The following is a 26,235-nucleotide window of genomic DNA, read 5'->3' on the forward strand; positions in this document are numbered from 1 at the left end:
GCGCCGCTCCCGACGCATCCCGGTCGCCCTTACATGAACCTTCCGCGCATGAGCAAGAATGCCGCCAGAGGGGCATCCGCGGACGCCCTCTCCGCCCTGTACGACCGCAGATCGATACGCGCTTATCGTCCGGACCCTGTCCCGCCCGAACTGATCGAACGCATACTCGACGCCGCCAGGCAGTCCCCCAGCGGCACCAATACACAACCCTGGCATGTCCTGGTCGTCGGCGGCGACGCCAAGCGCCGCCTGTGCGATCGCGTGAGCCGCGTACGCGAGACCGAACCGGCACGCGAGGCCGGGAACAATCTCGAAGGCGAATATCGCTATTACCCGGACCCCATCGTGGAACCCTATCTCTCTCGCCGCCGCGCCGTCGGCTGGGAGATGTATCGCCTGCTCGGCATCGAAAAAGGCGACCGCGCCGGCAGTTGGGCGGCGGCGGGACGGAACTACCGCTTCTTCGACGCCCCCATCGGCCTGGTCTTCACGCTGGAACGGATCATGGAGAAAGGAAGCTGGATCGACCTGGGCATCTTCCTGCAGTCGGTGATGATCGCGGCGCGCCACTTCGGCCTGGACACCTGCGCGCAAGGAGCCTGGGCGCGCTACCACGACGTGCTGCGTGAAGAACTCGGCATACCCGCCGGACACGTGGTGGTCTGCGGCATGGCGCTGGGCTACGCGGACGCTTCCGCCGCGGTAAATACCGCAAGGGCCGGAAGGGCGTCGCTGCCCGAGTTCACCCGGTTCGTCGGCATCTCGCCGAGCCAGGATTTCCAACGTTGCACAAAGGCACGCTGATGACAGGCGTACACGTATTTCTGGACAGATCGGCGCTTGCGTCGCCCGAACGGATCGCCGTGGTCCATCGGGGTCGAACGATCACTTATCGTGCCCTGCGCGAGGCCAGTTGCAGATTGGCCAACCGCTTGCTGGACACGTCGCTGACAAGGGGTGACCGCATCGCCTTGCTCATGCCCAACCATCTCGCCTCGTTCGTCTGCCAACTCGGGATAGACCGGACGCCATTCGTCTCGCTGCCGATCAATGCAATGGCCGCACTACCCGAAATCGTCGACATCCTCGAACGTTTCGGCGCGAAATGGCTTTTCGTGCACAGCGATTTCGCGCGGCACCTCGATGAAATCCGTAGCCGTTCTCCTGCCTTGCAAGGCGTCGTATGCGTTGACGACGAACTGCCCGGCGCGTCTCGGCTGGACGACTGGATGGCCGGCGCACCCGCCACGGAACCCATGACCGGCCCGACGCCCATGGATACGGCAGTCCTGCGCACCACCAGCGGCTCCACCGGCAAGCCCAAGGGCGTCAAGCGCACCCACCTGTGCCAGATCCTGCAAACCATGGACTACCTGGTGGCGCTGCCCTACGACGAACCGCCGCGCAACCTGGTCCTGGCGCCGCTCTCCCATGCCGCGGGGTCGGCGGCGCCGCCCATTTTCGCCGCCGGCGGGACCCATTACATCCTCAACGACACATCGCCGGGCGCCATATTGGAGGCTATCCAGAATCATGGCATCACCACGATGTTCATGCCGCCCACCCTCATCTACAAGCTGCTGGCTTGGCCCGCCATCCGCCAGTTCAACCTGAGCTCATTGAAGTACGTGCTTTATGGAAGCGCGCCCATGTCGGCGCACAAGCTGCGCGAGGCCATGGACATCTTCGGACCGGTCTTCGCGCAAATATATGGCATGACGGAGGCGAGCAGCACCATCTCCATCATGACGCCACGCGAACACGACGACGCATTGGCCGTCCATCCCGACCGGCTTGCCAGTTGCGGCCGGGGCTCCGTGAACTACCGGTTGCGCGTGGTCGATCCGCAAGGCGTCGCCTGCGCGCCCCGTGCGCTGGGCGAGATCGTGTGCGCATCGAACGAACTCATGGACGGCTACTTCGAGGATGCGGCGGCCACCGCGCAGGCGATACGCGACGGCTGGCTGCATACGGGCGACGTCGGCTACATGGACGAAGACGGATACGTCTACATCGTCGACCGCATCAAGGACATCATCATCAGCGGCGGATTCAACGTCTACCCGGGCGAGGTGGAGAAAGCCATCCTGCGACATCCCGCCGTGCGGGATTGCGCGGTCATCGGCGCGCCGGACGCCTTATGGGGCGAGGCAGTCGCCGCGGTCGTCGAATTGAAAGCCGGACACACGCTTGAGGCGCAGACCCTGATCTCCCATTGCAAGACACTGCTGGGCAGCGTCAAGGCGCCAAAACAGGTCCATGTGTGGGACGACCTGCCGCGCAATCCGGCCGGGAAAATCGAGAAAAAAAGCATACGCGCGCATTTCTGGCAAAACGCGGCGCGGGCCATCTAAGCCTTCATCGGAAACACTGGCGAGAAATCATCATGGCGATATATGCATTGCACGGCGTTGCACCCACGCTTCCGGCCGACGGCGAATACTGGATCGCGCCAACCGCCGCGGTCATGGGTAATGTGCGCCTCGGCCGGGAGGCCAGCATCTGGTTCGGCGTATCGGCTCGTGCCGACCATGCGGAAATCTCGATCGGCGATCGCAGCAATGTCCAGGAAAACACCGTCCTGCACGTCGATCCGGGATTCCCCGTCAAGATAGGCGCGGACACCACGATCGGACACGCGGCCATCATTCACGGCTGCACCATCGGCAACGGCGTCATCGTCGGAATGGGCTCGGTCATCATGAACGGAGCCGTCATCGGCGACGGCAGCATCGTCGGGGGCGGAGCGGTGGTCACGGAAAACGCGAACTTCCCGCCGAATTCACTGATCGTCGGCACACCCGCCAAGGCCATCCGCACACTGGACGGGGAAAAAGCGAAAAACCTGAAAAGCGCGGCAGCTTCCTACGTCGCGAATTGGCGAAACATGAAAACGTCTCTGGTACCGATACAGGAATCCTGAACCGCGGCGGACAACGCGGGACCATAGCCGCCGGAGTGCGGGGGGCTCGCGGATACAGGCGCAAATCAAGGGGAATGCAAATGGCGAACATCCTTCGCAGAAAAATCCTGCGTGGCGCGGGCATGGCGGCGGCAGCGCTGACAAGCGCGCCTCGCGTAATCCTGGCGGCGGAAAATGATTTTCCGTCCAAGCCGATCCGCATTATCGTGCCGTACGGGCCGGGCGGAATCGGGGACTTCACGGCACGCGCCCTCGCCAGATACCTGGGAGAGGCGTGGAACGCCCGTATCATCGTGGAAAACAAGCCCGGCGCGTCAGGCCTGGTGGCCATGAATTGGATGCGCAGCGTCCCGGCCGATGGCTATACGGCGGTCATGACCTCCAATACGACGGTGTCGGCGGTGCGCCACTTGTTCAAGAATGTCGCCTACGACCCGATGCGGGACTTCTCCCATGTCGGCATGATCGGGGTATTCGGCTCCGTGGCGCTGGCGCCGTTGGAAGCGCCATTCGGGTCCATTCCGGAACTCGTCGAATATAGCCGGCGGGATCCCGAGAAGGTTTTCTACGGATACACGAATGCATCTTCCCAGGTTCCCTCGGAGATGCTGAACGCCTATGCCGGAATCCACATGCAGGGCGTGCCATACAAGGAAACCGGACAGGCGGCCACGGACCTCATCGCGGGCCAGACGCAATTCATGTTCATGGACTACGTCGCGGCATATCCCCTGGTAAAAGGCGGCAAGGTACGCGCGCTCGCGGTTTCGCAACGGGAGCCGGCTCCGCTGTGGCCGAAACTCCCCGTCATGGCGACCTTCTACCCGGGTTTCGAGTTCAGCGGCTACATCACCCTTTCGCTCCCGAGCGGCGCGCCGGCGAATATCATGGAGAAATTCAATTCGGCGACGCGCAAGGCGATCACCGACCCGAATTTCCGCAATCTGCTGACGTCCAACGGGCTCGTTCCCCAGGACGACGACCTGACACGCCTCGACGATTTCATTTCCGCCGAGAACCGGAAATGGGATGAGTACGCCAGAGTCGCGCAATTGGTCCCGCAATGAGGCGCCGGCGCGGCGCCTCCGCGCGCAACAAGGCGCGCCGGCCGCCTTAGCCGCGCCTTTCCAGCGCGTAGACCAGCGTGTCCAGCCAGGTCAGCCCGCGTTCCTTGAACTTGGGTTCCTTGTCCAGCATGGCGCGGCGGTCCAGTTGCCGCACCTGGGTATGGCCTTCATACAGGGCCTGCACCTCGGCGTCGCCGACCGAGAAGGGCGGCCCGGCCATCATTTCCTGGTCGTAGTCCAGCGTGATCAGCAGGCCGCGCGCGCCCGGCGCCAGGCCCGCATAGACGTGCGCCGCGTAACGCTTGCGCATGTCCGGCGGCAAGGCCACCAATGCCGCGCGGTCGTACACGCCCGCGCAGGCCGCCAGCGTCTCGGCGTCCAGCGCGAAAATGTCGCCGCACAGAATCTCGATATTGCCGGCGCGATACAGGTCGCCCGCCGCCGTTTTCCGCATGGTGGGCGTCAGGCCGTTCGCGGCGAAGAACTGCTCGACGGCCAGCGGCGACAGCTCCACGCCCAGCACCTCGTGCCCCTGCTCCGCCAGCCAGACCATGTCCAGGGTCTTGCCGCACAGCGGCACCAGCACGCGGCTGCCGGGCGTCACCTCCAGTCCCGGCCAATACTTGGCCAGCAAGGGCGTGACACGCTCCTGATGAAAGCCCGTGACGCCTTCGCGCCAGCGGTCCAGCCAGAATTGCGCTTCCATGCGAATTACTCCTCTGCCGTCCATTCGACCTGCACGCCCAGGCTGCGCAGGTTTTCGACGAAGCGCGGGTGCGCGCGCCGGATGGGCGTGGCATTGCGGATTTCCGAACGGCCCTCGATGCTCGCCGCCACCATGAACAAGGCGATGGCGACGCGGATGATGTAGGGGCTTTCCACCACCGCCGGCCCCATGGGCGCGCCGCCGCCGAAGGTGATCAGGCGATGCGGATCGGAAAGGAAGACGTGGGCGCCGAACTTGGACAGCTCCGTGGTCCAGCCCAGCGCGCCGTCATAGACCTTGTTCCAGAACATGGCGTTGCCCTGCGCACGCACGCCCAGCGCGATGAAGATCGGCAGCAGGTCCACCGGCACGTAGGGCCAGGGCGCGGCCTCCACCTTGGTCAGCACGTTGCTGGTGAAAGGCGCCTGCACCTTCAGGGGACCGGACACCGACGCGCGCGACCAGCCGTCCTCGTGTGTGATATGCACGCCGAACTTGGCGAAGGTGCGGTCGATCAGCGGGAAATTGCCCGGCACGCTGTTGCGCACCACCACGTCGCCGCCGGTGATGGCCCCCAGCGCCAGGAAGGTGGTGATCTCGTGGAAGTCTTCCTCGAAGCGGAACTCGCCGCCGCGCAAGGCCGCGCCGCCGCGCACCGACAGGCGCGAGGTGCCCAGGCCCTCGATATGCGCGCCCATCATGGCCATGAAGCGGCAGAACTCCTGCACGTGCGGCTCCGAGGCGGCATTGTTCAGGGTGGACAGGCCGTCGGCCGCCACCGCGCACAGCACGAAGTTCTCCGTCGTGGTGACCGACGCGTAATCGAGCCAGTGGTCGATCGCCTTGAGGCTGTCCGCGCGCCGCACCAGCAGCGAACCGTCCTGCCGTTCGATGCTGCCGCCGAAGCGCTGGAAGACGTCGACGTGCGGGTCGATCTCGCGCACGCCCAGCGTGCAGCCCTTCACGTTGTCCTCCAATCGCGCCACGCCGAAGCGCGCCAGCAGCGGCGGCACCAGCATGATGGACGAACGCATTTCCTCGGGCAGGTGATGGTGCGCCGGATCGAACACCGTGTCGCGGTGGCACAGGTCCAGCGTGCGAGTCTCGGGGTCCAGGCTCACCTGGCTGCCCAGCATACGGAAGATGTCGAGGATCTTGCGGACGTCGGTGATGTCCGGCACGCCGTGCAGGCGCAGGGGTTCGGAGGTTAGCAGCGTGGCGCAGAGGATGGGTAGTACAGCGTTCTTGTTGGCCGAGGGCGTGATGCGGCCGCGTAGGGGCGTGCCGCCGTGGACGATGAGATTGGACATGGAACGTGTCTAAAAGAAACAGGCGAATGAGCGGCCGGCTGGCCGGCGTACCGGCGCGCGGGCCGGTGCAAGTGGCAGCAAGTTTACTCGCGTACGTATATCTTCGCGTAGGCTTCGCGGATATACGCGCTGATCTGCTCCTGGCGCCGGTCGATGTGCTTTTCGAGCACGCTGGCGCACAGGTCGGCGTCGCGCGCCCGCAGCGCGGCGACGACGGCGTCGTGATCGTGCGGCACGCCGCGGCGCTTGTCGGCCTGTTCGATGTCGATCCAGCGCACGAAGCGGATGCGCTCGTTGATGTTGCGCAGCACCTGCAGCATCTCCGCGTTGCCGGACAAGGCCATCAGCCGCTGGTGGAAGGTCTCGTCGAGTTCGGCCAGGGCCATCGTCGACAAGCTGCTGGAGCCGGGCCGGGCGCGTTCGAGGAAATCGGCCAGGGCGGCGATTTCCTCATCGCCGGCCCGCGCCACCGCCAGGCGCGCCGCGCCCGTCTCGATGATCTTCCGCATCTCGTACAGCGAGTAGATCTCCCGCGCGTCCAGTTCGCGGCAGAAAAACCCCTTGCCCGGCGAGGATGTCAGCAAGCCTTCCGTATTCAGGCGATTCAGGGCCTCGCGCAGCGGCGTGCGGCTGATGCCCAGGTGACGCGCCAGCGCCGGCTCGTTGATGCGCTCGCCCGGCTTGAACCGGTAGGACACCGCCATGACCTTGACCTGGTCATAGGCGCGGTCGACGGTGCTGTCGGAGGCGGCGGCGCTGGCTGGCATGCTACTCCGCGACGATGTGCGCGCGGTCGGCCACCGCCTTCCAGGTCGCGATATCGTCGCCGATCTTCCTGGCGAAGGCCTCGGGCGTGCTGCCCATGGGTTCGACGCCCAGCCGCCCCAGCACGGCCTTGCCCTCCGCCGAGCCGGTGAACTGCGCCACGCCGGCCTGGATTTTCTGGACGATGGCCGGCGGCGTGCCCGCGGGCGCCACGAGGCCGTACCAGAACACCGCGTCGAACCCCGGAATGCCGACCTGCGCGAAAGACGGCGTATCGGGCAGCAGGTCGGTCCGCTGCGTCACCGCCAGCGCGCGCAGCTTGCCGGACTTCACGTATTCGGCGGAGGCCACCGGGTTGTCGAAAAAGGCCTTGACCACCCCGCTCATCAGGTCGGTATAGGCCTGCGACGCGCCTTTGTAGGGCACGTGCGTCATGGATACCTTCTGGTCGAGTTCGAGCATTTTCGTGATCAGGTAACCCAGCGTGGTCGGGCCGACCGACGCGTATTCCACCTTGCCCGGATGCTGCCGCAGGTAGGCGATGAAAGACTTCATGTCCGACGCCGGAAAGTCCGGCGTGATGGCCAGCACGTAGCCCGTGCTGCCGATCTCGGAGACCGGGGCGAAACTGGTCAGCGGATTATAGGGCGTGTCCTTCATCAGGATCGCCGACGTGACGTGGGTGCTGGACGTGGCGATGCCCAGGGTATAGCCGTCGGGCGGCGCCAGCGCCACCACGTGCGAACCCAGCGTCCCGCCGGCGCCGGGCTTGTTCTCCACGACCACCGGCTGGCCCAGCGTCGTGCTGAGCGACTTGGCGACCGCGCGGGCCACCAGGTCGGTGCCGCCGCCGGGCGGGAAAGGCACCACCAGGCGGATGGAATGCGTGGGCCAGTCGGCGGCGGCGGCCGCGCCACAGGACAGGCCCGCCAGCCCCATCAAGCCCAGGGCGCCCAGCAGGCCCCGCGCCAGCCTGGCGCAGCGCGGCCATGCGGCGCCGGCGCGCCTTGTCCACTTCGAAACGATGACGGACATGGAGATACTCCTTGCGATATGCGACGAGAGGATGTGGAACGGAGATACGGATCGGCGATGCCGATACCGCCTCAGGACGATTGCCTGGCGGTGACGACGCTGGGATAGACCACGTCGTCGCCGCGCGAGAACATCCACGCCATGTCCTCCTTGGACAGGTACTCGGGACGGGTCTTGTGCAAGCCGGAAAGCGTCTCGACGATGATGTTGCGCTTCACCTCCGAGACCAGCACGTTGGTGCGGTGATAGCACTCCGAGACGGTGCGGCCCAGAACGGTGAAGCCGTGGCGGCGCATGATGATGCAGTTGGTGTCGGCGATGAAGGTCTTGATCGGCCCGACGTCCTCCTCGACGTTCAGGCTGGCCGGCAGGTAATGGGCCGGCTTCTGCATCAGGTAGGAGAAGGTGAGCGAGGTGCTGCGTATCTCCTCGAAGCCGGCGGCCAGGAAGGCGATCGTTTCGTCGTGATGCAGGTGGATCACGCAATTCACGTCGGGCCGCAGCCGCAGGATTTCGCGGTTCATCTGGTGCCCCACCGTGGTCGGCCGCTCGCCGTAGAGGATGCGGCCATAGGGGATGTCGGTGATGACCAGGTCGTCGCGCGTCATTTCCTCCAGCGAGACGGCCGAGGGCTTGGCGTAGGCCACGCCGTCGGGATAGTCCGGGTGCGGGGCCCGGATCACCATGCCGCCCAGCGAACTCTGCACGTAGCCGCGCGCGACCAGCATGCCGGCGTACTTGAGGTAGGACTGGGCGATTTTTTCGTCGAAATGGACGTTGGGATCGGGCGTCAGTTCGTTGACGCGGTAGGGAGGCGCAGCGGTATTCATCGGGATCGACCTCGCTTTCGGTGTACCGCCGGATGGCCGGCGGCGGCGGTGGAAAATCAGAATTCCGGTCTGTATACAGATTGGAATTCTGATTTCGACGCCGGTCGCCCTCAATCGGGAAATACCCGCGATACGTATGGCCGAACGCGGTGCGGGCGCCCATTAGGCGCCCGCGCGGTATGAATGCAAAAAAGAATCAGGCCGGACCGAGGATGCGCCGCAGCGCCCGGTCGGCGGCCGCCATGCCCATGGCCGCGGTCACGGTGACCACCGAGCCGTAGCCGGCGCAGGACAGGCCTTGCGGGGCGGGACCCGGCTCCACCTGGGCGCCCATGTCGTCCTCGGCCTCGCTCGCCAGCGTCCAGGCGGCGGGCAAGATGGGCGGCTGGTCGAACCATAGCGCCTCGACCTGCATCTTCGGCACGCGCTTGCGCGCCTTGCCCGCCCGGTCGGCGGCCTTGGGATAACCGTGCTCGCGCCGCAGCTTGTTGCGCAGCTTGGCCAGCAAGGCGTCGTTCAAGGCGGCCGACAGGTCGCCGGCGCGCAGCGCCAGCGGGTCGGTCTTGCCGCCCGCGCCGCCGCAGACCAGCAGCGGGCAGCCCAGCCGGCGGGCGTGGAGCACCATCGCGATCTTGGCCGCGACCTGGTCGGTGCAATCGACGATCATGGCATAGGGACCGGCCAGCACCTCGCCCACGTTATCGGGCGTGACGAAATCGTCCACGCAGCGCACCGCGCATTCCGGGTTGATGCCGGCGATGCGGTCGGCCATGGCCTGGATCTTCGCCGCCCCCAGCGTGCCGGTCAGCGCATGGATCTGGCGGTTGACGTTGGATTCGGCGATATGGTCCAGGTCGATCAGCGTCAGCGCGCCGACGCCGCAGCGCGCCAGCGCCTCGGCGGTCCAGGAGCCGACGCCACCCAGCCCGGCCACCGCCACGTGGGCGGCGCGCAGCCGTTGCGGCGCCCGCGGGCCGTAGAGGCGGGCCAGGCCGCCGAAACGCCGTTCGGCGTCGATGTCGCAGGAAAGGGGAACCGTCGTCATGATGGCGCGATTTTCTCACGCCGCGCGGGCGAAGGGCCGCGCCCGCGCCTCAGTTCAATTCCAGCTTGTAGCCGACGCCATAGATCGAGCGGATCAGGTCGTGGCCGGGCATGACGGCGTCGAACTTGCGCCGCAGGTTCTTGATGTGGCTGTCCACCGTGCGGTCGGTCACCACGCGGTGATCGGCGTAGAGATGGTTGAGCAGGTGCTCGCGCGACAGGATATTGCCCTCCGCCGCCGCCAGCGCCTGCAACAGGCGGAATTCGACCGGCGTCAGCGACAGGACCTGGCCGTCCAGCTTGGCCGAGTGGTGCTCCGGCCGGATTTCCAGCAGGGACTGCGTGGGGATGCCGCTGCTCTTGGCGCGGGCCCGGCGCAGGATGGCCTTGACGCGCGCGACCATCTCGCGCGGGCTGAAAGGCTTGCAGATGTAGTCGTCGGCGCCCATTTCGAGGCCGATCAGGCGGTCGATCTCCTCGACGCGCGCCGTCAGCATGATGACCGGCACGTCGCTGAAGGTGCGCAGTTCGCGGCACACCTCCAGGCCGTCGCGGCCGGGCAGCATCAGGTCCAGCAGCACCAGTTCCGGCTTCTTGGCGCGGATCGCCGCCAGGGCTTCGCGCCCGTCGGCGATGTGCTCGGTCTCGAAATGCGCCGCTTGCAGATAATCGGTGACCAGGGAGGCCAGTTTGGGTTCGTCTTCTACGATCAGGATCATGATATTCCCGCGAGTTCTGTGTGATCGGCCCCTTCGGCCAGGGGAATTTCGATACGGACGGCCAGCCCGCCCAGTGGCGAAGGCATGGCCTTGATGGTGCCGCGGTGCGATTCAACGATGCGTTGGCAGATCGCCAGGCCCAGCCCGGCGCCGCCGCTTTCGCGGCTGCGCGAGGCGTCGACCCGGTACAGCCGGTCGAACAGGCGCGGCAGGTGCTGCGCCGGCACGCCGGGCGCCGAGTCCTGGCAGTCGACCACCAACTGCCGCCCTTCGGTGCGCACGTCGATCTGGACGCGGCCGCCAGGATCGGTGTAACGCAGGGCGTTTTCCAGCAAGTTATTCATCAATTGCATCAGGCGCTGGCGATCTCCCTCGATGGTCGTGCCCGGCTCGGCCACCGTGACCTCGACGGCCAGGCCGCGCGCCTGCATGCGGTCGTGGAAGGCATCAGCGGCCATGGCGGCGATCTCGCCCATGTCCACCGGCTCCATACGATAGGACAGCGCGCCCACGTCCGCCAGCGAAAGGTCGTACAGATCGTCGATCAGCTTGCTCAGCAGGCCGACCTCCGACAGCAGGGACGCCAGCGCCGCCGGCGAAACCGAACGCACGCCGTCCTGCAAGGCTTCCAGCTCGCCGCGCAGCACCGCCAGCGGCGTGCGCAGTTCGTGCGAGATGTCGGCCATCATCTCGCGCCGCAGGGCCTCCGTGCGTTCCAGCGCATGGGCCAGCCGGTTGAAGTCCTGGCCCAGCCGGCCCAGCTCGTCGGCCGAGGTCACGTTCACCCGCGTCGAGTAATCGCCCGCCGACAGCTTGTGGGTGGCGCGCGCCAGGCGCCGCACGGGCGCCAGGAAGACCCGCGCCAGCAGGATGCTGACCACCGCCGCCAGCAGGGCCGACAGGGTGCCGATGACCCAGGTCGCCTCCGACTGCTCGCGCTGGAAGCGCTGGTCCGACTCGTTGGGCATGCGGTCGGGAAAAGGCGTGACCAGCCAGCCCACCGTCAGGCCGTTGACGTTGATCGCGTGCCGCGGCGCGCTGGCCAGCGGATTGCCGCCCGCGACCACGCGCAGTTGCGCATCGAGCAAGGTAAACGGCGGCGCCAGGAAATCGTGCCCGCGCGGCGGCCCTTCCATGCCATCGTCCGGTCCGGCGCCCGGTTCGAACGGGTCGCCGGGGCCCCCCGGCGGCTCCTCGCGTCCCGGACGGCCGCCGCCCCGCGGCCCGGGACGCGGCGGCTGCCACAGGAAGCCGTTGAACTCCGGCGGCAGGTCGAAAGGGCCGCGCGCCCGATACGGGCGCTGCGGCATGCCTTCGTCCGGCGGCGGCAGGGTCAATAGATGGTTCCACAGCGAGTCGTTGCCGCGCAAGGCGTCCCAATTGCCGTCGTCACGATAGACGTCGGCCAGGGTCTGGCGCAGACGTTCGATGCGGCGGCCTTCGCGCTCCTTGACGTAGGAGAAGAAATGCCGCTCGAAGTTCCAGCGCACGGCGGCGCCCATGGCCAGGGTGACGGCCAGGCAGGTGGCCAGGATGGCCAGGAAAAGTTTGAAGGTGATGCCTAATTTCATGGCGGTAGGAGGCGCCGCGCAGCGCGGCGAAAACGGCCTGTGCCGCCCGCATCTTAACCATGGCGCGCGGACTGTGGCGCTGCTTTGCGGCGGGTTTCATAAAATCTGCGCATTAGCTTTCATTCAGCACACAAGTAACAAAGCGGGCGGTGAAATTAATACGGCCAGGTAGGCGTCAGGTTGATGGAAATTTCGCGTATTTGCGCGATATAGCGCTCACGGGGCTTGACAAGCATCAGCGAGGTTGACGTCTTTTGCTGCGCCGCAACTCGACATAGCCGGGAGTACGGCACAGAATAACGACAAATAACGCCGTGTCAGCTACCTCCCTGCCCCCCTCCGATGAAACCGCAGTGCCCGCCATTTCCGGGGCGGCGCTGCTTTGCATCATCAATATGCTGAATCACGTGGCCCTTACCGGCGGCCGCGTCACGGTTTCCCTGAGCGCCCTGCACCTGGGCATGTCGACCCTCAAGGTCGGCGCGCTTATCGCCGTTTTCGCCATACTTCCCATGCTTTTCTCGGTAAAAGTCGGAAGATGGGTGGATCGGGTGGGCATTGCCCGTCCCATGTCCTATGGCACCGGCCTGCTGATCTGCGGCACCCTGGCGCCGGCGCTGCTGCCCAGCCAGATCACCCTGCTGCTGGCCTCCAGTTGCATCGGCATCGGCTTCATGCTGCACCAGGTGGCCACCCAGAACATCCTGGGCATGGCGCCGCCCCGCATCCGCCTGCGCAATTTTTCCTGGATGTCCCTGGCCCTGGGCGCCTCCGGTTTCTGCGGCCCGCTGTTCGGCGGCATCGCCATCGACCACATGGGCAACGACGCCGCCTTCGGCCTGCTCGCCCTGGGGCCCATCGCGGCCGCGGCCGGCCTGTATCGCCTGCGCGCCGAACTGCGCAGCGTGCGGCCCAACGCCGCCGGCGAGTCGGGGCGGCGCAATATCCGCGAACTGGTCGCCCTGCCCGCCCTGCGCCGCATCCTGTTCGTCAACACCATTCTTTCGGGGGCCTGGGACAGCCACTTGTTCATCGTGCCGATCTTCGGCGTCTCCATCGGCTTGTCCGGCACCACCATCGGCGTCATCCTGGCGTCGTTCGCGGCGGCAACTTTCGTCATCCGCCTGCTTCTCCCCCTCATCCAGCGCCGCGTGACTTCCTGGACGCTGATCCGCATGGCCATGGGCACGGCGGCGGCGGATTTCATGATTTACCCGCTGTTCACCGATGTTGTCTTCCTGATCGCGCTCTCCTTCGCCCTCGGACTGGCCCTGGGGGTCAGCCAGCCCAGCATCCTGGCGCTGCTGCACCAGCACTCGCCGCCGGGCCGCGCGGCGGAAACCGTGGGGCTGCGCATGGCCCTGATCAACGGCTCCCAGGTCTCCCTCCCATTGACCTTCGGCGCGCTGGGTGCGGTAATCGGGGTAGCTCCGCTGTTCTGGGCCTACGCCCTGGCCCTGATGGCGGGCGGCTGGCTCAACCGCAACCCGCCCGTGGAAGCGGAGCGCTAGCCTTTTCCTGCAACTCCGCGTGAAGTGAACCTGCGTGAAACCCGCAACACCCTCCTGCCTCGTTCCCTCCGACATTCCCTTCCGGCTCTGGACGCCGGACGAGCGCCAGGCCTCCCTGGAAGACGCCCTGCGCGACTGGCGAAAAGGAGAAGACGTCTGGGTCTTCGGCTACGGCTCGCTGATCTGGCGTCCGGAATTCGACTTCCTGGAACGGCGCAAGGCCACCCTGCGCGGCCACCACCGCGCCCTGTGCCTGTGGTCCAGGGTGAACCGCGGGACGCCGGAGACGCCCGGGCTGGTGTTCGGCCTGGATCGCGGCGGCTCCTGCCAGGGCATGGTCTACCGCCTGCACGGCCACGCCGTGCGCGAACGCTTCACCGCCCTCTGGCAGCGCGAGATGTCGACGGGTTCCTATCTGCCGCGCTGGCTGAACTGCGCCACCGGCGAGGGGCCGGTGCGGGCGCTGGTCTTCGTCATGAACCGCGCCAGCCCCTCCTATATCGCCGCCTTGCCGGACGCCGAGGTCGTGGCCATCGTGCGCCGCGCCAGCGGCAAGTACGGCCCCTGCACCGACTACGTCATGCAGACCGCGCAGGCCTTGAAGGAGGCCGGCATCCACGACCTGCGGCTGCAGCGCCTGGCGCGGCTGCTGGAGGCCGCGGAGGAAGCGCTGCCCGAGTCCTGAGGACCGAATCCCGAGGCCCTGAACCTGGCCGATGCGCGCCATTCCGTCCCTGCGTAAAACCGGCCGGACGGCAACGGCGTTACACTGGGTGCGTTTCTTTTGCATCGCGGCGCTTCCGCCGCCGCGCCCGCCATCATGAGCCTTGCCGATCTGCGCCAGACCTACGACAAGAACGAGCTGCTGGAGTCCCAGGCCGCCGCGTCCCCCTTCGATCAATTCGCCAGTTGGTTCGACGAGGCGCTGGCCGCCGAGGTCCCCGAACCCAATGCCATGACGCTGGCCACCGTCGACGCCGCGGGCCAGCCCTCGGCGCGCATCGTGCTGGTCAAGGGCGCGGACGAGCGCGGCTTCGTCTTCTATACGAATTACGAATCGCGCAAGGGCCACGACCTCGCCGCGAACCCGCGCGCCAGCCTGTTGTTCTTCTGGCAGCCGCTGGAGCGGCAGATCCGCATCGAGGGCCGCATCGAAAAAGTGTCGGACGAGGAATCGGACGCCTATTACAAGAGCCGCCCGCTGGGCTCGCGCATCGGCGCCTGGGCTTCGCACCAGAGCCAGCCGGTCACGCGCGAGGCGCTGGAAGCCAGCACCCGTGAATTCGAGCAGCGCTATGGCGAAACCCCGCCGCGCCCCCCGCACTGGGGAGGCTATCGCGTCGTGCCGTCCCGCTTCGAATTCTGGCAGGGCCGCCCTTCGCGGCTGCACGACCGCCTGGTCTACGCGCTCGATGACAAGCAGCAATGGCGATTGAGCCGTATCTCGCCCTGATTCCGGATTCTTGCGCCTCCGAGCGCCCTATCGCAGCATGCCCGCTTCCCCGCCCGATTTCGACGCCACGTATTTCCGCACCGCCCTGGGCCGTTTCGCCACCGGCGTGACCGTGGTCACGGCCATGGCCGAAGACGGCCAGCCCATAGGCATGACCGTCAGCTCCTTCAACTCGGTCTCGCTCGATCCGCCGCTGGTCCTGTGGAGCCTGTCGCGCGACTCGTCCTCGCTGGCGGGACTGCAGCGTTGCCAGCGCTACGTCGTCAACGTGCTGTCCGCCGACCAGTTGACGCTGGCCAAGCGCTTCGCGCGCGGCAGCGCGGCCGAGCGCTTCGCGGACCTGGCGACCCGGCGCGCGCCGGGCGGCACCCTGATGCTGGGCGACGAATGCGCCGCCTGGTTCGAATGCCACAACCGCAGCCGCTATGAAGAAGGCGACCACGTCATCATGGTGGGCGAGGTGGAACACTGCGGACACAGCGGCGCCTTGCCGCTGGTCTATCATGCGGGCGGTTTCGACCTGACGCCGCAAACGGAACAAACCCGCTGACGCTCTCTTTCCTACCGGTCCTTCCTACTGGCCATGCAGCATAACGACTACATCCTGACCCTTTCCTGCCCGGACCGCACCGGCATCGTCTATCGCGTCAGCGGCCTGCTGTTCGAGCTGGGCTGCAACATCCTGGATTCGCAGCAATTCGGCGACGACGAGACCGGCCGCTTCTTCCTGCGCGTGCACTTCGACCTGCCGCCGGCCACCAGCGCCGACGCATTGCGCGAACGCTTCGACGTATTGGCGCGGGACTACGACATGGACATGCAGGTCCACGACGCCCGCCGCCGGCAGCGCCTGCTGATCATGGTCAGCAGGCAGGGCCATTGCCTGAACGACCTGCTGTTCCGGGTCAAGAGCGGACAACTGCATGCCGACATCGCGGCCGTCGTGTCCAACCACAACGACTACGCGGACCTGGCGGCGTCCTACGGCATCCCCTTCCATCACCTGCCGGTCAGCGGCGAGAACAAGGCGCAGCAGGAACGCCAGATCCTCGACCTGGTGGAACGCGAAGGCGTCGACCTGGTCGTCCTGGCGCGCTACATGCAGATTCTGTCCGCGGACATGTGCCGGGCGCTCTCCGGGCGCGCCATCAACATCCATCACAGCTTCCTGCCCAGCTTCAAGGGCGCGCGGCCTTATCACCAGGCGCACCAGCGCGGCGTCAAGATCATCGGCGCCACGGCCCACTACGTGACGGCGGACCTGGACGAAGGCCCCATCATCGAGCAGGACATCGAGCGCGTCGACCACACCATGACCGCGCAGGATCTCACCCAGGTCGGCAGCGACGTCGAGTCCCTGGTGCTTTCACGCGCGGTGCGCAGCCACATCGAGCATCGCATCCTGCTCAATGGGGCGCGCACCGTCGTTTTCCGCTAGGGGCAAGCAGGGCGGGGGCAATGCCCCTTCAGTGCGTGAGGATCTTGGAAAGGAACTGCTGCGCCCGGGGCGAGCGCGCTTCCAGGTTGCCGAAGAACTCTTCCTTCGGGCAATCCTCGACGATGTGGCCGCCGACGTCCATGAACACCACCCTGTTCGCCACCTTCCGCGCGAATCCCATTTCGTGGGTCACGACCATCATCGTCATGCCCTCGCGCGCCAGGTCCACCATCACGTCCAGCACCTCGTTGACCATTTCGGGATCGAGGGCCGACGTCGGTTCGTCGAACAGCATCGCGACCGGGTCCATCGCCAGCGCCCGGGCGATCGCCACCCGCTGCTGCTGGCCGCCGGACAACTGCCCGGGGAACTTGTCCTTGTGCGCGCTCAACCCCACGCGCTCCAGCAGCTTCAGGCCGCGCGCGTAGGCCTCGTCCTTGCCGCGCCCCAGCACCTTCATCTGGGCCAGCGCCAGGTTTTCCGTCACCGTCAGATGCGGGAACAGCTCGAAATGCTGGAAGACCATGCCCACGCGCGAACGCAGCTTGGGCAGGTTCGTCTTCGGATCGCCCACCGACGTCCCGTCGACGATGATCTCGCCCTTCTGGAAGGGCTCCAGCGCGTTCACGGTCTTGATCAGCGTCGACTTGCCCGACCCCGAGGGTCCGCAGATCACCACCACCTCGCCCTTGGCGACCGAGGTGGTGCAGTCGGTGAGCACCTGGAAATCGCCGTACCACTTGCTGACATGCTTGATTTCTATCATTGTTCCTACCCTTGGGGCCGCCCGCGTCAGCGGATGATGGCCATGCGATGCTGCAAGCGCCGCACCAGACGCGACGCCACGAAGCAGATGATGAAGTAAACCGCCGCGGCGAACAGGTACATCTCCACCAGGCGGCCGTCGCGCTGCGCCACCTTGGCCGCCGCGCCCATGAAATCGGTCAGGGACAACACGTACACCAGCGAGGTGTCCTGGAACAGCACGATGGTCTGCGTCAGCAGCACCGGCATCATGTTGCGGAAGGCCTGCGGCAGGACGATGTTGCCCATCACCTGGGCGTAGTTCAAGCCCAGCGCCTGCCCGGCGGCCACCTGCCCGCGCGAAATGGACTGGATGCCGGCGCGCATGATCTCGCAATAGTAGGCCGCCTCGAACAGCGTGAACGTGATCAGCGCCGAGGTGAAGCCGCCCACCGTCAGCGGCCGGCTGGCGCCGGTCACCCAGGCGCCGATGTACGGCACCAGGAAATAGAACCAGAAGATCACCAGCAGCAAGGGCAAGGCGCGCAGGCCGTTCACGTATGCCGTCGCGATGCCGCTCAGCAGCCGGTTGGAGGACAGCCGCATCATGGCCAGCAAGGTCCCGAGCACCAGCCCGCCCAGGGCCGACAGCACGGTCAGTTGCAAGGTGAACACCATGCCGTCGCGGAACAGGTACGGCGCGGTGCGGACGATGACGTCCCAATCGAATCCGTTATTCATGTCCGCCCCCTCAATGCCCGCCGGTGTCGACGCGGGATCCCATGAATCCCGGCACCGACACGCGCCGTTCCAGCAGCCGCGCCAGCAACTGCACGACGATGTTCAGGATGAAATACAGGATGGTCGCGCCGGCGAAGGCTTCGAACACCTGGAAGCTGAATTCCTGCATCGAACGCGCGCTGCCGGTCAGTTCCAGCAAGCCGATGGTGAAGGCGATGGACGTGTTCTTGATCAGGTTGAGGAATTCCGACGTCAACGGCGGCAGGATGATGCGAAACGCCATGGGCAGCAGCACATACCGATACACCTGCTTGGGCCGCAGGCCCAGCGCCGTGCCGGCCATGCGCTGGCCGCGGGGCAACGCGCCGATGCCGGCGCGCACCTGTTCCGCCACCCGCGAAGACGTGAAGAATCCCAGGCAGAGCACCGCCGGCCAGAACATCGCCCACGGCGGCGCCATCTGCTTGATCTCGTCGCCCAAGGCGCTGGGCATCAATTCCGGCAAGACGAAATACCAGAGGAACATCTGCACCAGCAGCGGAATATTGCGGAACAGCTCCACATAGCAGGTGCCGATGCGCTGCGCCCACTTGCTCTCGGTGGTGCGCATCACGCCGACCACGGCGCCCAGCGACAAGGCCAGCGCCCAGGCCAGCAGCGCGGTCGCCACCGTCCACCCCAGCCCGCGCCACAAACTATCCAGATAGGACCCCGACCCATCGGGCGCCATCTCGAAAAAGATGGACCAATTCCAGTTGTAATGCATGGTTTTCCAAGAAAACGGACATCCCCACCCCGGACATCCTCGGACCCCGATACGCCGAAGGCAAGAACCCCCGTAAAGAACCCCACCCCCATCGTGGGCACAGCGGATCCGGGTCCCCCGGTCCGCCAGTGCCGCCCCCCTGGGGGGGCCGCGCTCCGCGCGGTAGGGGGGGTTACTTATACACGGCGGGGTCGCCCGAATCCGTCGGATTCGCCAGCACCTTCTTCAGCGACGCGCTCATCGGCAGGTTCAGGTTCACGTTCTTCGGCGGGATCGGGTTCATGAACCACTTGTCGTACAGCTTGGCCACCGTGCCGTCCTTGATCATCGCGACCACGGCGTCGTCGACCACCTTCTTGAAGGCAGGATCGTCCTTGGGCTCGATCACGGCGTAGGGCTCGACCGTGTAGGCCTCCTTGCCGATCATCCATTCGCCGGGATTGCGCGAGGTGGCGACCAGGCCGGCCAGCAGCACGTCGTCCATGAAGAAAGCCGTGGCGCGGCCGCTTTCCACGGTCAGGAAGGCTTCGGCGTGGTCCTTGGCCGGGATGATGTTCATGCCCAGCTTGTGCTCGGCATTGGCTTCCGTCGTCCACTTGATGTTGCTGGTGCCGGCCGTGGAAATGACGGTCTTGCCCTTCAGGTCGGCCAGCGTATTGATGTTGGACGACTTCTTGGCCACGTAGCGGTTGGCGGTGACGAAGGTCGTGGGCGCGAAGCTGACCTGCTTCTGCCGCTCCATATTGTTGGTGGCGGAGCCGCACACCAGGTCGACGGTGCCGTTGGCGACCAGCGGAATACGCGTGGACGACGTCACCGGCACCAGGTTCACCTTCACCGGCTTGCCTACGCTCTTCTCGACGGCCTTGACGATGCCGTGACAGATATCCATGGAATAGCCGATCGGCTTTTGCGTGTCGTCCAGGTAGGAGAACGGCAGCGACGCGTCGCGGTAGCCGAGCGAGATGGTTCCCGAGGACTTGATCTGGTCCAGGCGGCCTTCGGCATGTGCGGCAACCGAAGCCAGGGTGGTGACAGCGGCGAGAGCAGCGATGAGCGGCAATTTTTTCATATGGAAGATCCCATGGTGAGGAAAGGCCCCAGGATCCGCGGATAGCGGCATGAGGTCGGAAAGACATTGTTTCAGACTGGCGCGGTAAAACAATCGGTAATAGCCCTCTATCCGCTATCTCGCCGGCGACGCGGGGCCATCCTCTTCTATTCTGGACGAAAACAGTGCCCGCGTGACGACCTGCCTTACCGGCGGAATTCACGCCTTCTATACGTTTTTACGGATATCGACGCGCCTGGGGGCCGGAACGCAGGCGCGTGGGCCGCCAAGGTCTTGCCGGGGCCAGCTCAGCAGTAAGGACGGATGGCGCGAAATCGGCCGCGGGCGCGCACGCGCCGGCTTCCGCGCCACGCATATCCCGCTCAGGCACCCGACTCGCCGCCCGCCGTGGCCTGCAGCCACGCCTGGAAGCGCATCAAGGCCTCCTGCCGGCTGCCCGATTCGGGATAGCTGAAGTAATAGCCGTGCGGCACGCGCAGGACGCCCGGGCAGGCCGGCGCCACGCGCCCGGCATCCAGCGCGTCCTGCGCCAGGAAGCGCGGGACCAGCCCCACGCCCAGGCCCGCCTCGGCCGCGGCCAGCACCATGGTGAACAGCTCGTAGCGCGGACCGCCGGCGGCATGCGGCGCGAAATCATGGCGATTCTGGCCGTACCAGTCGCGCCATGCGTCCGGCCGCGACGTCAGGTGCAGGTGGGGCATGACGCCCAGCGGCCCTTCCCCCTCCTCTCTCGCGCGCGCCATGGACGGCGCGCACACCGGCACCAGCTCCTTCTCGCGGAACAGGAGAACGCCGCGCGTCCCCGGCCAGAGATGATCGCTGTGATACAGCGCCCCGTCGAAGGGCTGGTCCTTGAACTGGAAAGGCAGGGTGCGCACGGACAGGCTGACGGTGATGTCCGGATGCCGCCGGGCGAAGTCCGCCAGGCGCGGGATGAGCCAGGTGGTGGCCAGGGTCGGCACCACGGCGATGTGCAGGCTGCGGCCCATGCCCGTGCGGCTGACCAGGCCGAAGGTGTCCTTCTCGATCTGGTCCAGGTGCTGCCGGATGCGGCCGGCATATTCGGCGCCGTGGTCGGTCAGCACGATGCGCCGGCGCACCCGCGTGAACAACTGCACCCCCAGCCGCTGCTCCAGGCTGGCCACCTGGCGGTAGACGGCGCTGTGGGTCAGGGACAACTCCTCGGCGGCCCGCGAGAACGTGCCGAGGCGCGCCGTGGCCTCGAAGGCCTGGAGGGCGGTCAGGTTGGGAATGCCGGATCTCATGGGACGGTTGAACGGGCCAGTAGCCGAAAGGGGATGGCTGAAAAAAAGCAATGAAAGGATAGAAGAGCACGACCCGCACCGGGCGCCGCCGCGCCGCCCGTAGCCGCAGGAAAGTCCGGACCGCCAAACTGCTGCGTCGCAGCATCGCCACGTCGTGCGCCGGCCGCACTAGATTGTGCAATTTTATCAATTGCAATGTGCAGCCAAGGAACATTATTCTCGCCAGTATCCCTGATTCCGTATCGACCACTGCACAACTCTGCCATGCCGAATTCGCAACAACCCCGCCTCGGCGGACACATCCTCGTCGATCAGCTCGTCGCCCACGGCGTGAAACACGTCTTCTGCGTGCCGGGCGAAAGCTACCTGGCCGTCCTGGACGGCCTGCACGACGCCAACATCGACGTCACGGTGTGCCGCCAGGAAGGCGGCGCGGCCATCATGGCCGACGCGCACGGCAAGCTCACCGGCGAACCGGGCATCTGCGTGGTCACGCGCGGCCCCGGCGCCTCCAACGCCCTGGCCGGCGTGCACATCGCCATGCAGGATTCGACGCCCATGATCCTGTTCGTGGGCCAGATCGAACGCGGCATGCGCGAACGCGAAGCCTTCCAGGAAATGGACTACCGCGCCGTCTTCGGCACGCAGGCCAAGTGGGTCACCGAGATCGACCAGGTCGAGCGCATTCCCGAACTCGTGTCGCGCGCCTTCCACGTCGCCACCTCGGGCCGCCCCGGTCCGGTGGTCATCGCGTTGCCGGAAGACATGCTGGTCGAGACCGCCGCCGTGCCCGACGCGCCGCACTACGAAGTGGTGGAAAGCGCGCCCACGCCGGCCCAACTGGCCGAGCTGGAAATCCTGCTGGCGTCGGCGGAATCGCCCATCGCCATCCTGGGCGGCACGCGCTGGGACGCCAAGGCCGTGGCCGAATTCTCCGCCTTCGCCGAACGCTTCCAGTTGCCGGTGGCCGTGTCCTTCCGCCGCCAGATGCTGTTCCCCGCCGATCATCCCTGCTTCGCCGGCGACGTCGGCATCGGCCTGAATCCCGCGCTGCTCAAGCGCGTGGCCGAAGCCGACCTGGTGCTGCTGGTCGGCGGCCGCATGTCGGAAATGCCCAGCCAGTCCTACACCCTGTTCGACATTCCCGTGCCCAGGCAGAAGCTGGTGCACGTCCATCCGGACAGCGGCGAACTGAACCGCGTCTACCGCGCCAACCTGGCGGTCAACACCTCGCCCATCGCGTTCGCGCGCACGCTGAAGGACCTGAAGGCGCCGTCGCGCACGCCCTGGGCCGTCGATACGGAAGCCATGCACGCTTCCTACCTGAAGTGGAGCGACCCGTCCGCCATCAAGACCGCCGGTGCGCTGCAGATGGGCCAGGTCATGCAATACCTGGAGGAACACCTGCCGCCCGACGCCATCATGACCAACGGCGCCGGCAACTACGCCACCTGGCTGCATCGCTTCCACCGCTTCCAGCAGTACGGCACCCAGTTGGCGCCGACCTCCGGCTCGATGGGCTACGGCCTGCCCGGCGCGGTGGGCGCCAAGCGCGTGTATCCGAGCCGCACCGTGGTCTGCTTCGCCGGCGACGGCTGCTTCCTGATGCACGGCCAGGAATTCGCCACCGCCGTGCAGTACGCCCTGCCCATCATCGTGCTGGTGATCGACAACGGCATGTACGGCACCATCCGCATGCACCAGGAACGGCATTACCCCGGGCGCATTTCCGCCACGGAACTGAACAACCCGGACTTCGCCGCCTATGCGCGAGCCTTCGGCGGCCATGGCGAACGCGTCGAAACCAGCGAGGAATTCGGCCCGGCCTTCGAGCGCGCGGTGGCCAGCGGCCGCCCCGCCATCCTGCACTGCCTGATCGACCCCGAGGTGATCACGCCGGCCACCACGCTGGAAAAAATCCGCGCCGCCGCGCTGCAAGCCAAGCAATAAGAAAGAACGGCGCGGCGGGCGCGCAGGCAGGCGCCCGCCCCGACCGGCGGCACGGCCTCGCGCTCCACCGCGCCGCGGCGCATCGCGCCGGCCCGACGCCGGATTCCGAATCCCGAGAACATCCAAAACACGACTTTTTACCGAGGTGACTTCATGTCTTCGACGCCGTCCTTCAACTGGCAAGACCCCCTGCTGCTCGATTCCCAACTGACCGACGAAGAACGCATGGTGCGCGACGCCGCCGCCGCGTACTCGCAGGACAAGCTGGCGACGCGCGTGCTCAACGCCTTCCGCAACGAGCAGACCGACGTCGCCATCTTCCGCGAGATGGGCGAACTGGGCCTGCTGGGCCCGACCATTCCCACCGAGTACGGCGGCGCCGGCATGAACTACGTCTGCTACGGCCTGATCGCGCGCGAAGTCGAGCGCGTCGACTCCGGCTACCGCTCCATGATGAGCGTTCAGTCCTCGCTGGTGATGGTGCCGATCAACGAATTCGGCAGCGACGCGCAGAAGCAGAAATACCTGCCCAAGCTGGCCAGCGGCGAATGGATAGGCTGCTTCGGCCTGACCGAGCCCAACCACGGCTCCGACCCCGGCGGCATGGACACGCGCGCGGTCAAGACCGCCAACGGCTACAAGCTGACGGGCAACAAGATGTGGATCACCAACTCGCCCATCGCCGACGTCTTCGTGGTGTGGGCCAAGGCGGTCGGCGGCGAACATGACGGCAAGATCCGCGGCTTCATCCTGGAAAAAGGCATGAAGGGCCTGTCGGCCCCGGCCATCCACGGCAAGGTGGGCCTGCGCGCGTCGATCACCGGCGAAATCGTCATGGACGAGGTCGAGGTCGGCGAAGAGCAGATGCTGCCCAAGGTGAGCGGCCTGAAGGGTCCCTTCACCTGCCTGAATTCCGCCCGCTACGGCATCGCCTGGGGCGCCCTGGGCGCGGCCGAATTCTGCTGGCACACCGCGCGCCAGTACACCCTGGACCGCAAGCAGTTCGGCCGCCCGCTGGCCGCCAACCAATTGATCCAGAAGAAGCTGGCCGACATGCAGACCGAGATCACGCTGGGCCTGCAAGGCTGCCTGCGCCTGGGCCGCATGAAGGACGAGGGCACGGCCGCGGTGGAGATCACCTCCATCATGAAGCGCAATTCCTGCGGCAAGTCGCTGGACATCGCGCGCATGGCGCGCGACATGCTGGGCGGCAACGGCATCTCCGACGAGTTCGGCATCGCCCGCCACCTGGTGAACCTGGAAGTGGTCAACACCTACGAAGGCACGCATGACGTGCACGCCTTGATCCTGGGCCGGGCCCAGACCGGCATCCAGGCTTTCTCCTAAGCCTTCCCCGGCTGTCCGGGAAAGGCCTCCCGCCCACGCGGGCGCCCCGGACCAAAAGCCCCGCATCCAAACCGTTTCCCGAAAGCCGGATATCGATCCGGCCTGGGGCATGCGGTTCCGATGCGGGGCTTTTTTTTGTCGCCGGGCCGCCCCAAGGCAAAAAGCCCCCGTGGGGGGCAGCAAGCGGCGCAAGCCGCGCGGCGTGGGGGCGTTTCGTTCTGGCCGTGGTGTTTCGTTCTGACCGTGCCGGTGAACGTAAGGTCTGGTTGCAGGATATTGCCTGCCTCTCGGACTGAGTAAGGTGCAGACTGCCTCCACCTTACCCGCCTTGGCGCGACGGTGTCGTCGAGGCCTCACCACGGAGTTCATCATGGCCGACTGGACTATCACCCCGCAAGCGGGAAGCTCGCCCAACATCTACAGCGACACGACAAACGGAACCACAATCTCGGTGGAGCTCGCGGGACCGGGCTCCCGAAACGCTACCGGCCTGGCATTCAGCCTGACGTCGGACCAGGCGGGCACGACCCCGGTGCCGCCCTCGGTCGCGATAGTCTTTCCCGCTACGGGCTCTGCGGACGTCTCGGGCAATGTCACCACCCCGCTGACCATCATCCTCATGAGCCAGCCGGCAACGCTATACCTGAAGGTAGCGGGCACGGGGGATTCGGGCACGCTGCAGCTTACTCCGCATCTCATCAAGACGGTTACCCTGACACCGGATCCGGCAAAGCTGCAAACGACGGGAAACATTACCGTGACCGCCTCCCCGGTGGAGAACGCCGACGGAACACCTCTCGCCGCCGGCATTCCGCTCATCTGGACCCTGGACGCGCATACCTATCAGTACGCGTTGGGACGGCAGTCCTCGGACGACGCGACCGTGGCGAATACCACGAGCTACAAGTGGCAGTCGAACACGATTACCGACAGGCAAATGAAATACCTGGGCGCGGACGCGATCACGGTCTCCCTCGCCATCGGCGACGGCGATCCCCCCATGTCCCTGGGCATCCTCAGCGTGCCCATCCAACCGCTGCTGAGCGCGCCGGTATGGTCATTCCAATCCATATACGGCAATGTCGTGACCCAGGAACTGCATGATTCCTGCATGACGACGGGATATCCGGTCTCCATCCCCATTACCGTCAATGGCACGTATCAAGGCGACCTCATCAATCTCTATGCCTATGACCCGAAGGATGAGGCGCGGGAAGTCAGATACTCCTTGCAAACCCATGTCGTGACGGCCGCCGAAGCGGGCCGGTCCATCGCCATGTATGTCCCGGTGGACACGCCCCCGCTCAACGGCAACGGGAATTACAACCTGGCGTATCTGTATCTCAAGGCCGGCGTGCAAAGCCTGGGCGATTCGCAGCCCACGCCCATCGTCGTGGAGCTGGCCAATCCCGATCCCTACGGTCCCATCGCCGAAGGCCTGACGTCGCCGCGCGTGGCGCCCAGTCCCTACAACCTGGCGAATGAAAACAACAAGGACAGCGTCACGTTCACCGTCACGTTCGACGGCACCATCGCCCCGAAAGAAGGCGACACGATAGAACCCAACTTCCGTGTCGTCGGCTACACCATGGCGAACTTCAATGTGGTGACCCAGAAGAAGCTGCCCAAATATACGATCACGGCTGCCGACATCGCGAATAAGACCATCGTATACACCTTTCCCGATGCCGCGACGCGACGCACCACGTGGACGTATGTGGATCTCGCGGGCATCGACGGTTCCAACGGCAGCATGTTCTACAAGTATCAGTCGGTCGGCCAGAAAACCGCCTTAAGCTCTCCTCCGCGCCCATGGGGGATCGATACGGTAGCGCCCTACAGCGGAGAGGATGAAACAGTGCCGCCGGAAATCCGGAAAGCCCGCGAAGCGCTGATGGCCAAGCTCGATGCCCTGAAGAAATAACGGCGCCGTCCCTCCACCGAAGCGCCGGCGCCGGCAACGGCGCCGGCGATCCTC

Annotated in this window: 25 protein-coding genes; 12 read left to right on the forward strand and 13 right to left on the reverse strand. The window is 66.0% G+C overall.

Features of this window, described 5'->3' with window-relative positions:
- The first annotated feature begins 48 nt into the window (after positions 1-48).
- The 4 genes from CAL29_RS25620 (at position 49) to CAL29_RS25635 (ending at position 3,990) form a co-directional block, all read left to right on the forward strand.
- Positions 49-804 carry a nitroreductase gene (locus CAL29_RS25620; protein WP_094855737.1) on the forward strand — a complete coding sequence of 252 codons (756 nt, stop codon included), beginning with the start codon at positions 49-51 and terminating at the stop codon, positions 802-804.
- Positions 804-2,354: an AMP-binding protein gene (locus tag CAL29_RS25625; RefSeq protein WP_143277745.1), complete on the forward strand. Its 1,551-nt coding sequence runs from the start codon at positions 804-806 to the stop codon at positions 2,352-2,354. The genes CAL29_RS25620 and CAL29_RS25625 overlap by 1 nt, the downstream gene beginning before the upstream one ends.
- A 32-nt stretch (positions 2,355-2,386) precedes the next feature.
- Positions 2,387-2,923 carry a gamma carbonic anhydrase family protein gene (locus tag CAL29_RS25630; RefSeq protein WP_094855739.1) on the forward strand — a complete coding sequence of 179 codons (537 nt, stop codon included), beginning with the start codon at positions 2,387-2,389 and terminating at the stop codon, positions 2,921-2,923.
- An 80-nt stretch (positions 2,924-3,003) separates the two neighbouring features.
- Complete coding sequence (locus tag CAL29_RS25635; protein ID WP_179284188.1) at positions 3,004-3,990, forward strand: Bug family tripartite tricarboxylate transporter substrate binding protein; 987 nt, start codon at positions 3,004-3,006, stop codon at positions 3,988-3,990.
- Between the two features lie 46 nt (positions 3,991-4,036).
- Here CAL29_RS25635 and CAL29_RS25640 read toward each other — a convergent pair whose 3' ends face one another.
- The 8 genes from CAL29_RS25640 to CAL29_RS25675 all read right to left on the reverse strand — a co-directional run bounded on the left by CAL29_RS25640 (position 4,037) and on the right by CAL29_RS25675 (position 11,970).
- Entirely contained in the window at positions 4,037-4,696 is a 660-nt protein-coding gene (locus CAL29_RS25640) for a thiopurine S-methyltransferase (RefSeq protein WP_094855741.1), read from the reverse strand.
- Positions 4,697-4,701: 5 nt separating this feature from the next.
- On the reverse strand, positions 4,702-6,006 hold the full coding sequence (locus tag CAL29_RS25645; protein WP_094855742.1) for a UDP-N-acetylglucosamine 1-carboxyvinyltransferase: 1,305 nt from the start codon (positions 6,004-6,006) through the stop codon (positions 4,702-4,704).
- Positions 6,007-6,089: 83 nt separating this feature from the next.
- Entirely contained in the window at positions 6,090-6,773 is a 684-nt protein-coding gene (locus tag CAL29_RS25650) for a GntR family transcriptional regulator (protein ID WP_094855743.1), read from the reverse strand.
- Position 6,774: 1 nt separating this feature from the next.
- On the reverse strand, positions 6,775-7,806 hold the full coding sequence (locus CAL29_RS25655; RefSeq protein ID WP_094855744.1) for a Bug family tripartite tricarboxylate transporter substrate binding protein: 1,032 nt from the start codon (positions 7,804-7,806) through the stop codon (positions 6,775-6,777).
- 71 nt (positions 7,807-7,877) lie between these two features.
- On the reverse strand, positions 7,878-8,636 hold the full coding sequence (locus CAL29_RS25660) for a class II aldolase/adducin family protein (RefSeq protein ID WP_094855745.1): 759 nt from the start codon (positions 8,634-8,636) through the stop codon (positions 7,878-7,880).
- A gap of 196 nt (positions 8,637-8,832) precedes the next feature.
- A complete protein-coding gene (locus CAL29_RS25665; RefSeq protein ID WP_094855746.1) occupies positions 8,833-9,681 on the reverse strand; it encodes a tRNA threonylcarbamoyladenosine dehydratase in 849 nt (282 codons plus the stop codon).
- 49 nt (positions 9,682-9,730) lie between these two features.
- A complete protein-coding gene (locus CAL29_RS25670; RefSeq protein WP_094855747.1) occupies positions 9,731-10,399 on the reverse strand; it encodes a response regulator in 669 nt (222 codons plus the stop codon).
- Positions 10,396-11,970 (reverse strand): ATP-binding protein, encoded by a 1,575-nt coding sequence (locus CAL29_RS25675; protein WP_094855748.1) that lies wholly within the window; start codon positions 11,968-11,970, stop codon positions 10,396-10,398. Before CAL29_RS25675 ends, CAL29_RS25670 begins: the two co-directional genes overlap by 4 nt.
- A gap of 314 nt (positions 11,971-12,284) precedes the next feature.
- On the opposite strand from CAL29_RS25675, the gene CAL29_RS25680 reads away from it, so the two are divergent.
- From CAL29_RS25680 to purU, 5 genes are all read left to right on the forward strand, one after another.
- Positions 12,285-13,481, forward strand: coding sequence for an MFS transporter (locus CAL29_RS25680; RefSeq protein WP_373559811.1), 1,197 nt, complete (start codon positions 12,285-12,287; stop codon positions 13,479-13,481).
- 34 nt (positions 13,482-13,515) lie between these two features.
- Complete coding sequence (locus tag CAL29_RS25685) at positions 13,516-14,166, forward strand: gamma-glutamylcyclotransferase (protein ID WP_094855749.1); 651 nt, start codon at positions 13,516-13,518, stop codon at positions 14,164-14,166.
- 135 nt (positions 14,167-14,301) lie between these two features.
- On the forward strand, positions 14,302-14,934 hold the full coding sequence (gene pdxH, locus CAL29_RS25690; RefSeq protein ID WP_094856913.1) for a pyridoxamine 5'-phosphate oxidase: 633 nt from the start codon (positions 14,302-14,304) through the stop codon (positions 14,932-14,934).
- 37 nt (positions 14,935-14,971) lie between these two features.
- Positions 14,972-15,484, forward strand: coding sequence for a flavin reductase family protein (locus CAL29_RS25695; protein WP_094855750.1), 513 nt, complete (start codon positions 14,972-14,974; stop codon positions 15,482-15,484).
- 33 nt (positions 15,485-15,517) lie between these two features.
- The gene (purU, locus tag CAL29_RS25700; RefSeq protein WP_094855751.1) at positions 15,518-16,372 is read left to right on the forward strand and encodes a formyltetrahydrofolate deformylase; all 855 of its coding nucleotides are present in this window, start codon (positions 15,518-15,520) and stop codon (positions 16,370-16,372) included.
- Positions 16,373-16,400: 28 nt separating this feature from the next.
- On the opposite strand, the gene CAL29_RS25705 is transcribed toward purU, so the two are convergent.
- The 5 genes from CAL29_RS25705 to CAL29_RS25725 form a co-directional block, all read right to left on the reverse strand.
- Entirely contained in the window at positions 16,401-17,138 is a 738-nt protein-coding gene (locus tag CAL29_RS25705; protein ID WP_094855752.1) for an amino acid ABC transporter ATP-binding protein, read from the reverse strand.
- 26 nt (positions 17,139-17,164) lie between these two features.
- Positions 17,165-17,857, reverse strand: a complete 693-nt coding sequence (locus CAL29_RS25710; protein ID WP_094855753.1) for an amino acid ABC transporter permease — start codon at positions 17,855-17,857, stop codon at positions 17,165-17,167.
- 10 nt (positions 17,858-17,867) lie between these two features.
- Positions 17,868-18,623: an amino acid ABC transporter permease gene (locus tag CAL29_RS25715; RefSeq protein ID WP_094855754.1), complete on the reverse strand. Its 756-nt coding sequence runs from the start codon at positions 18,621-18,623 to the stop codon at positions 17,868-17,870.
- A gap of 172 nt (positions 18,624-18,795) precedes the next feature.
- The gene (locus tag CAL29_RS25720; protein WP_094855755.1) at positions 18,796-19,695 is read right to left on the reverse strand and encodes an amino acid ABC transporter substrate-binding protein; all 900 of its coding nucleotides are present in this window, start codon (positions 19,693-19,695) and stop codon (positions 18,796-18,798) included.
- Between the two features lie 362 nt (positions 19,696-20,057).
- Positions 20,058-20,960, reverse strand: a complete 903-nt coding sequence (locus CAL29_RS25725; RefSeq protein ID WP_094855756.1) for a LysR substrate-binding domain-containing protein — start codon at positions 20,958-20,960, stop codon at positions 20,058-20,060.
- 264 nt (positions 20,961-21,224) lie between these two features.
- Between CAL29_RS25725 and CAL29_RS25730 the strand changes: the two genes are divergently transcribed.
- The 3 genes from CAL29_RS25730 (at position 21,225) to CAL29_RS25745 (ending at position 26,181) form a co-directional block, all read left to right on the forward strand.
- On the forward strand, positions 21,225-22,910 hold the full coding sequence (locus tag CAL29_RS25730) for a thiamine pyrophosphate-binding protein (protein ID WP_094855757.1): 1,686 nt from the start codon (positions 21,225-21,227) through the stop codon (positions 22,908-22,910).
- A 153-nt stretch (positions 22,911-23,063) separates the two neighbouring features.
- The gene (locus tag CAL29_RS25735) at positions 23,064-24,257 is read left to right on the forward strand and encodes an acyl-CoA dehydrogenase (protein WP_094855758.1); all 1,194 of its coding nucleotides are present in this window, start codon (positions 23,064-23,066) and stop codon (positions 24,255-24,257) included.
- Between the two features lie 370 nt (positions 24,258-24,627).
- Entirely contained in the window at positions 24,628-26,181 is a 1,554-nt protein-coding gene (locus CAL29_RS25745) for a hypothetical protein (RefSeq protein WP_143277746.1), read from the forward strand.
- The last annotated feature ends 54 nt before the right edge of the window (positions 26,182-26,235 follow it).

The organism is Bordetella genomosp. 10 (genome assembly GCF_002261225.1).
Lineage (GTDB): Bacteria > Pseudomonadota > Gammaproteobacteria > Burkholderiales > Burkholderiaceae_B > Bordetella_C.

Excerpts from the sequence above, each read along its gene's own strand:
- CAL29_RS25620 (WP_094855737.1), top strand. The coding sequence starts at position 49 with ATGAGCAAGAATGCCGCCAGAGGGGCATCCGCGGACGCCCTCTCCGCC.
- CAL29_RS25625 (WP_143277745.1), top strand. The coding sequence starts at position 804 with ATGACAGGCGTACACGTATTTCTGGACAGATCGGCGCTTGCGTCGCCC.
- CAL29_RS25630 (WP_094855739.1), top strand. The coding sequence starts at position 2,387 with ATGGCGATATATGCATTGCACGGCGTTGCACCCACGCTTCCGGCCGAC.
- CAL29_RS25635 (WP_179284188.1), top strand. The coding sequence starts at position 3,004 with ATGGCGAACATCCTTCGCAGAAAAATCCTGCGTGGCGCGGGCATGGCG.
- CAL29_RS25640 (WP_094855741.1), bottom strand. The coding sequence starts at position 4,696 with ATGGAAGCGCAATTCTGGCTGGACCGCTGGCGCGAAGGCGTCACGGGC.
- CAL29_RS25645 (WP_094855742.1), bottom strand. The coding sequence starts at position 6,006 with ATGTCCAATCTCATCGTCCACGGCGGCACGCCCCTACGCGGCCGCATC.
- CAL29_RS25650 (WP_094855743.1), bottom strand. The coding sequence starts at position 6,773 with ATGCCAGCCAGCGCCGCCGCCTCCGACAGCACCGTCGACCGCGCCTAT.
- CAL29_RS25655 (WP_094855744.1), bottom strand. The coding sequence starts at position 7,806 with ATGTCCGTCATCGTTTCGAAGTGGACAAGGCGCGCCGGCGCCGCATGG.
- CAL29_RS25660 (WP_094855745.1), bottom strand. The coding sequence starts at position 8,636 with ATGAATACCGCTGCGCCTCCCTACCGCGTCAACGAACTGACGCCCGAT.
- CAL29_RS25665 (WP_094855746.1), bottom strand. The coding sequence starts at position 9,681 with ATGACGACGGTTCCCCTTTCCTGCGACATCGACGCCGAACGGCGTTTC.
- CAL29_RS25670 (WP_094855747.1), bottom strand. The coding sequence starts at position 10,399 with ATGATCCTGATCGTAGAAGACGAACCCAAACTGGCCTCCCTGGTCACC.
- CAL29_RS25675 (WP_094855748.1), bottom strand. The coding sequence starts at position 11,970 with ATGAAATTAGGCATCACCTTCAAACTTTTCCTGGCCATCCTGGCCACC.
- pdxH (WP_094856913.1), top strand. The coding sequence starts at position 14,302 with ATGAGCCTTGCCGATCTGCGCCAGACCTACGACAAGAACGAGCTGCTG.
- CAL29_RS25695 (WP_094855750.1), top strand. The coding sequence starts at position 14,972 with ATGCCCGCTTCCCCGCCCGATTTCGACGCCACGTATTTCCGCACCGCC.
- purU (WP_094855751.1), top strand. The coding sequence starts at position 15,518 with ATGCAGCATAACGACTACATCCTGACCCTTTCCTGCCCGGACCGCACC.
- CAL29_RS25705 (WP_094855752.1), bottom strand. The coding sequence starts at position 17,138 with ATGATAGAAATCAAGCATGTCAGCAAGTGGTACGGCGATTTCCAGGTG.
- CAL29_RS25710 (WP_094855753.1), bottom strand. The coding sequence starts at position 17,857 with ATGAATAACGGATTCGATTGGGACGTCATCGTCCGCACCGCGCCGTAC.
- CAL29_RS25715 (WP_094855754.1), bottom strand. The coding sequence starts at position 18,623 with ATGCATTACAACTGGAATTGGTCCATCTTTTTCGAGATGGCGCCCGAT.
- CAL29_RS25720 (WP_094855755.1), bottom strand. The coding sequence starts at position 19,695 with ATGAAAAAATTGCCGCTCATCGCTGCTCTCGCCGCTGTCACCACCCTG.
- CAL29_RS25725 (WP_094855756.1), bottom strand. The coding sequence starts at position 20,960 with ATGAGATCCGGCATTCCCAACCTGACCGCCCTCCAGGCCTTCGAGGCC.
- CAL29_RS25730 (WP_094855757.1), top strand. The coding sequence starts at position 21,225 with ATGCCGAATTCGCAACAACCCCGCCTCGGCGGACACATCCTCGTCGAT.
- CAL29_RS25735 (WP_094855758.1), top strand. The coding sequence starts at position 23,064 with ATGTCTTCGACGCCGTCCTTCAACTGGCAAGACCCCCTGCTGCTCGAT.
- CAL29_RS25745 (WP_143277746.1), top strand. The coding sequence starts at position 24,628 with ATGGCCGACTGGACTATCACCCCGCAAGCGGGAAGCTCGCCCAACATC.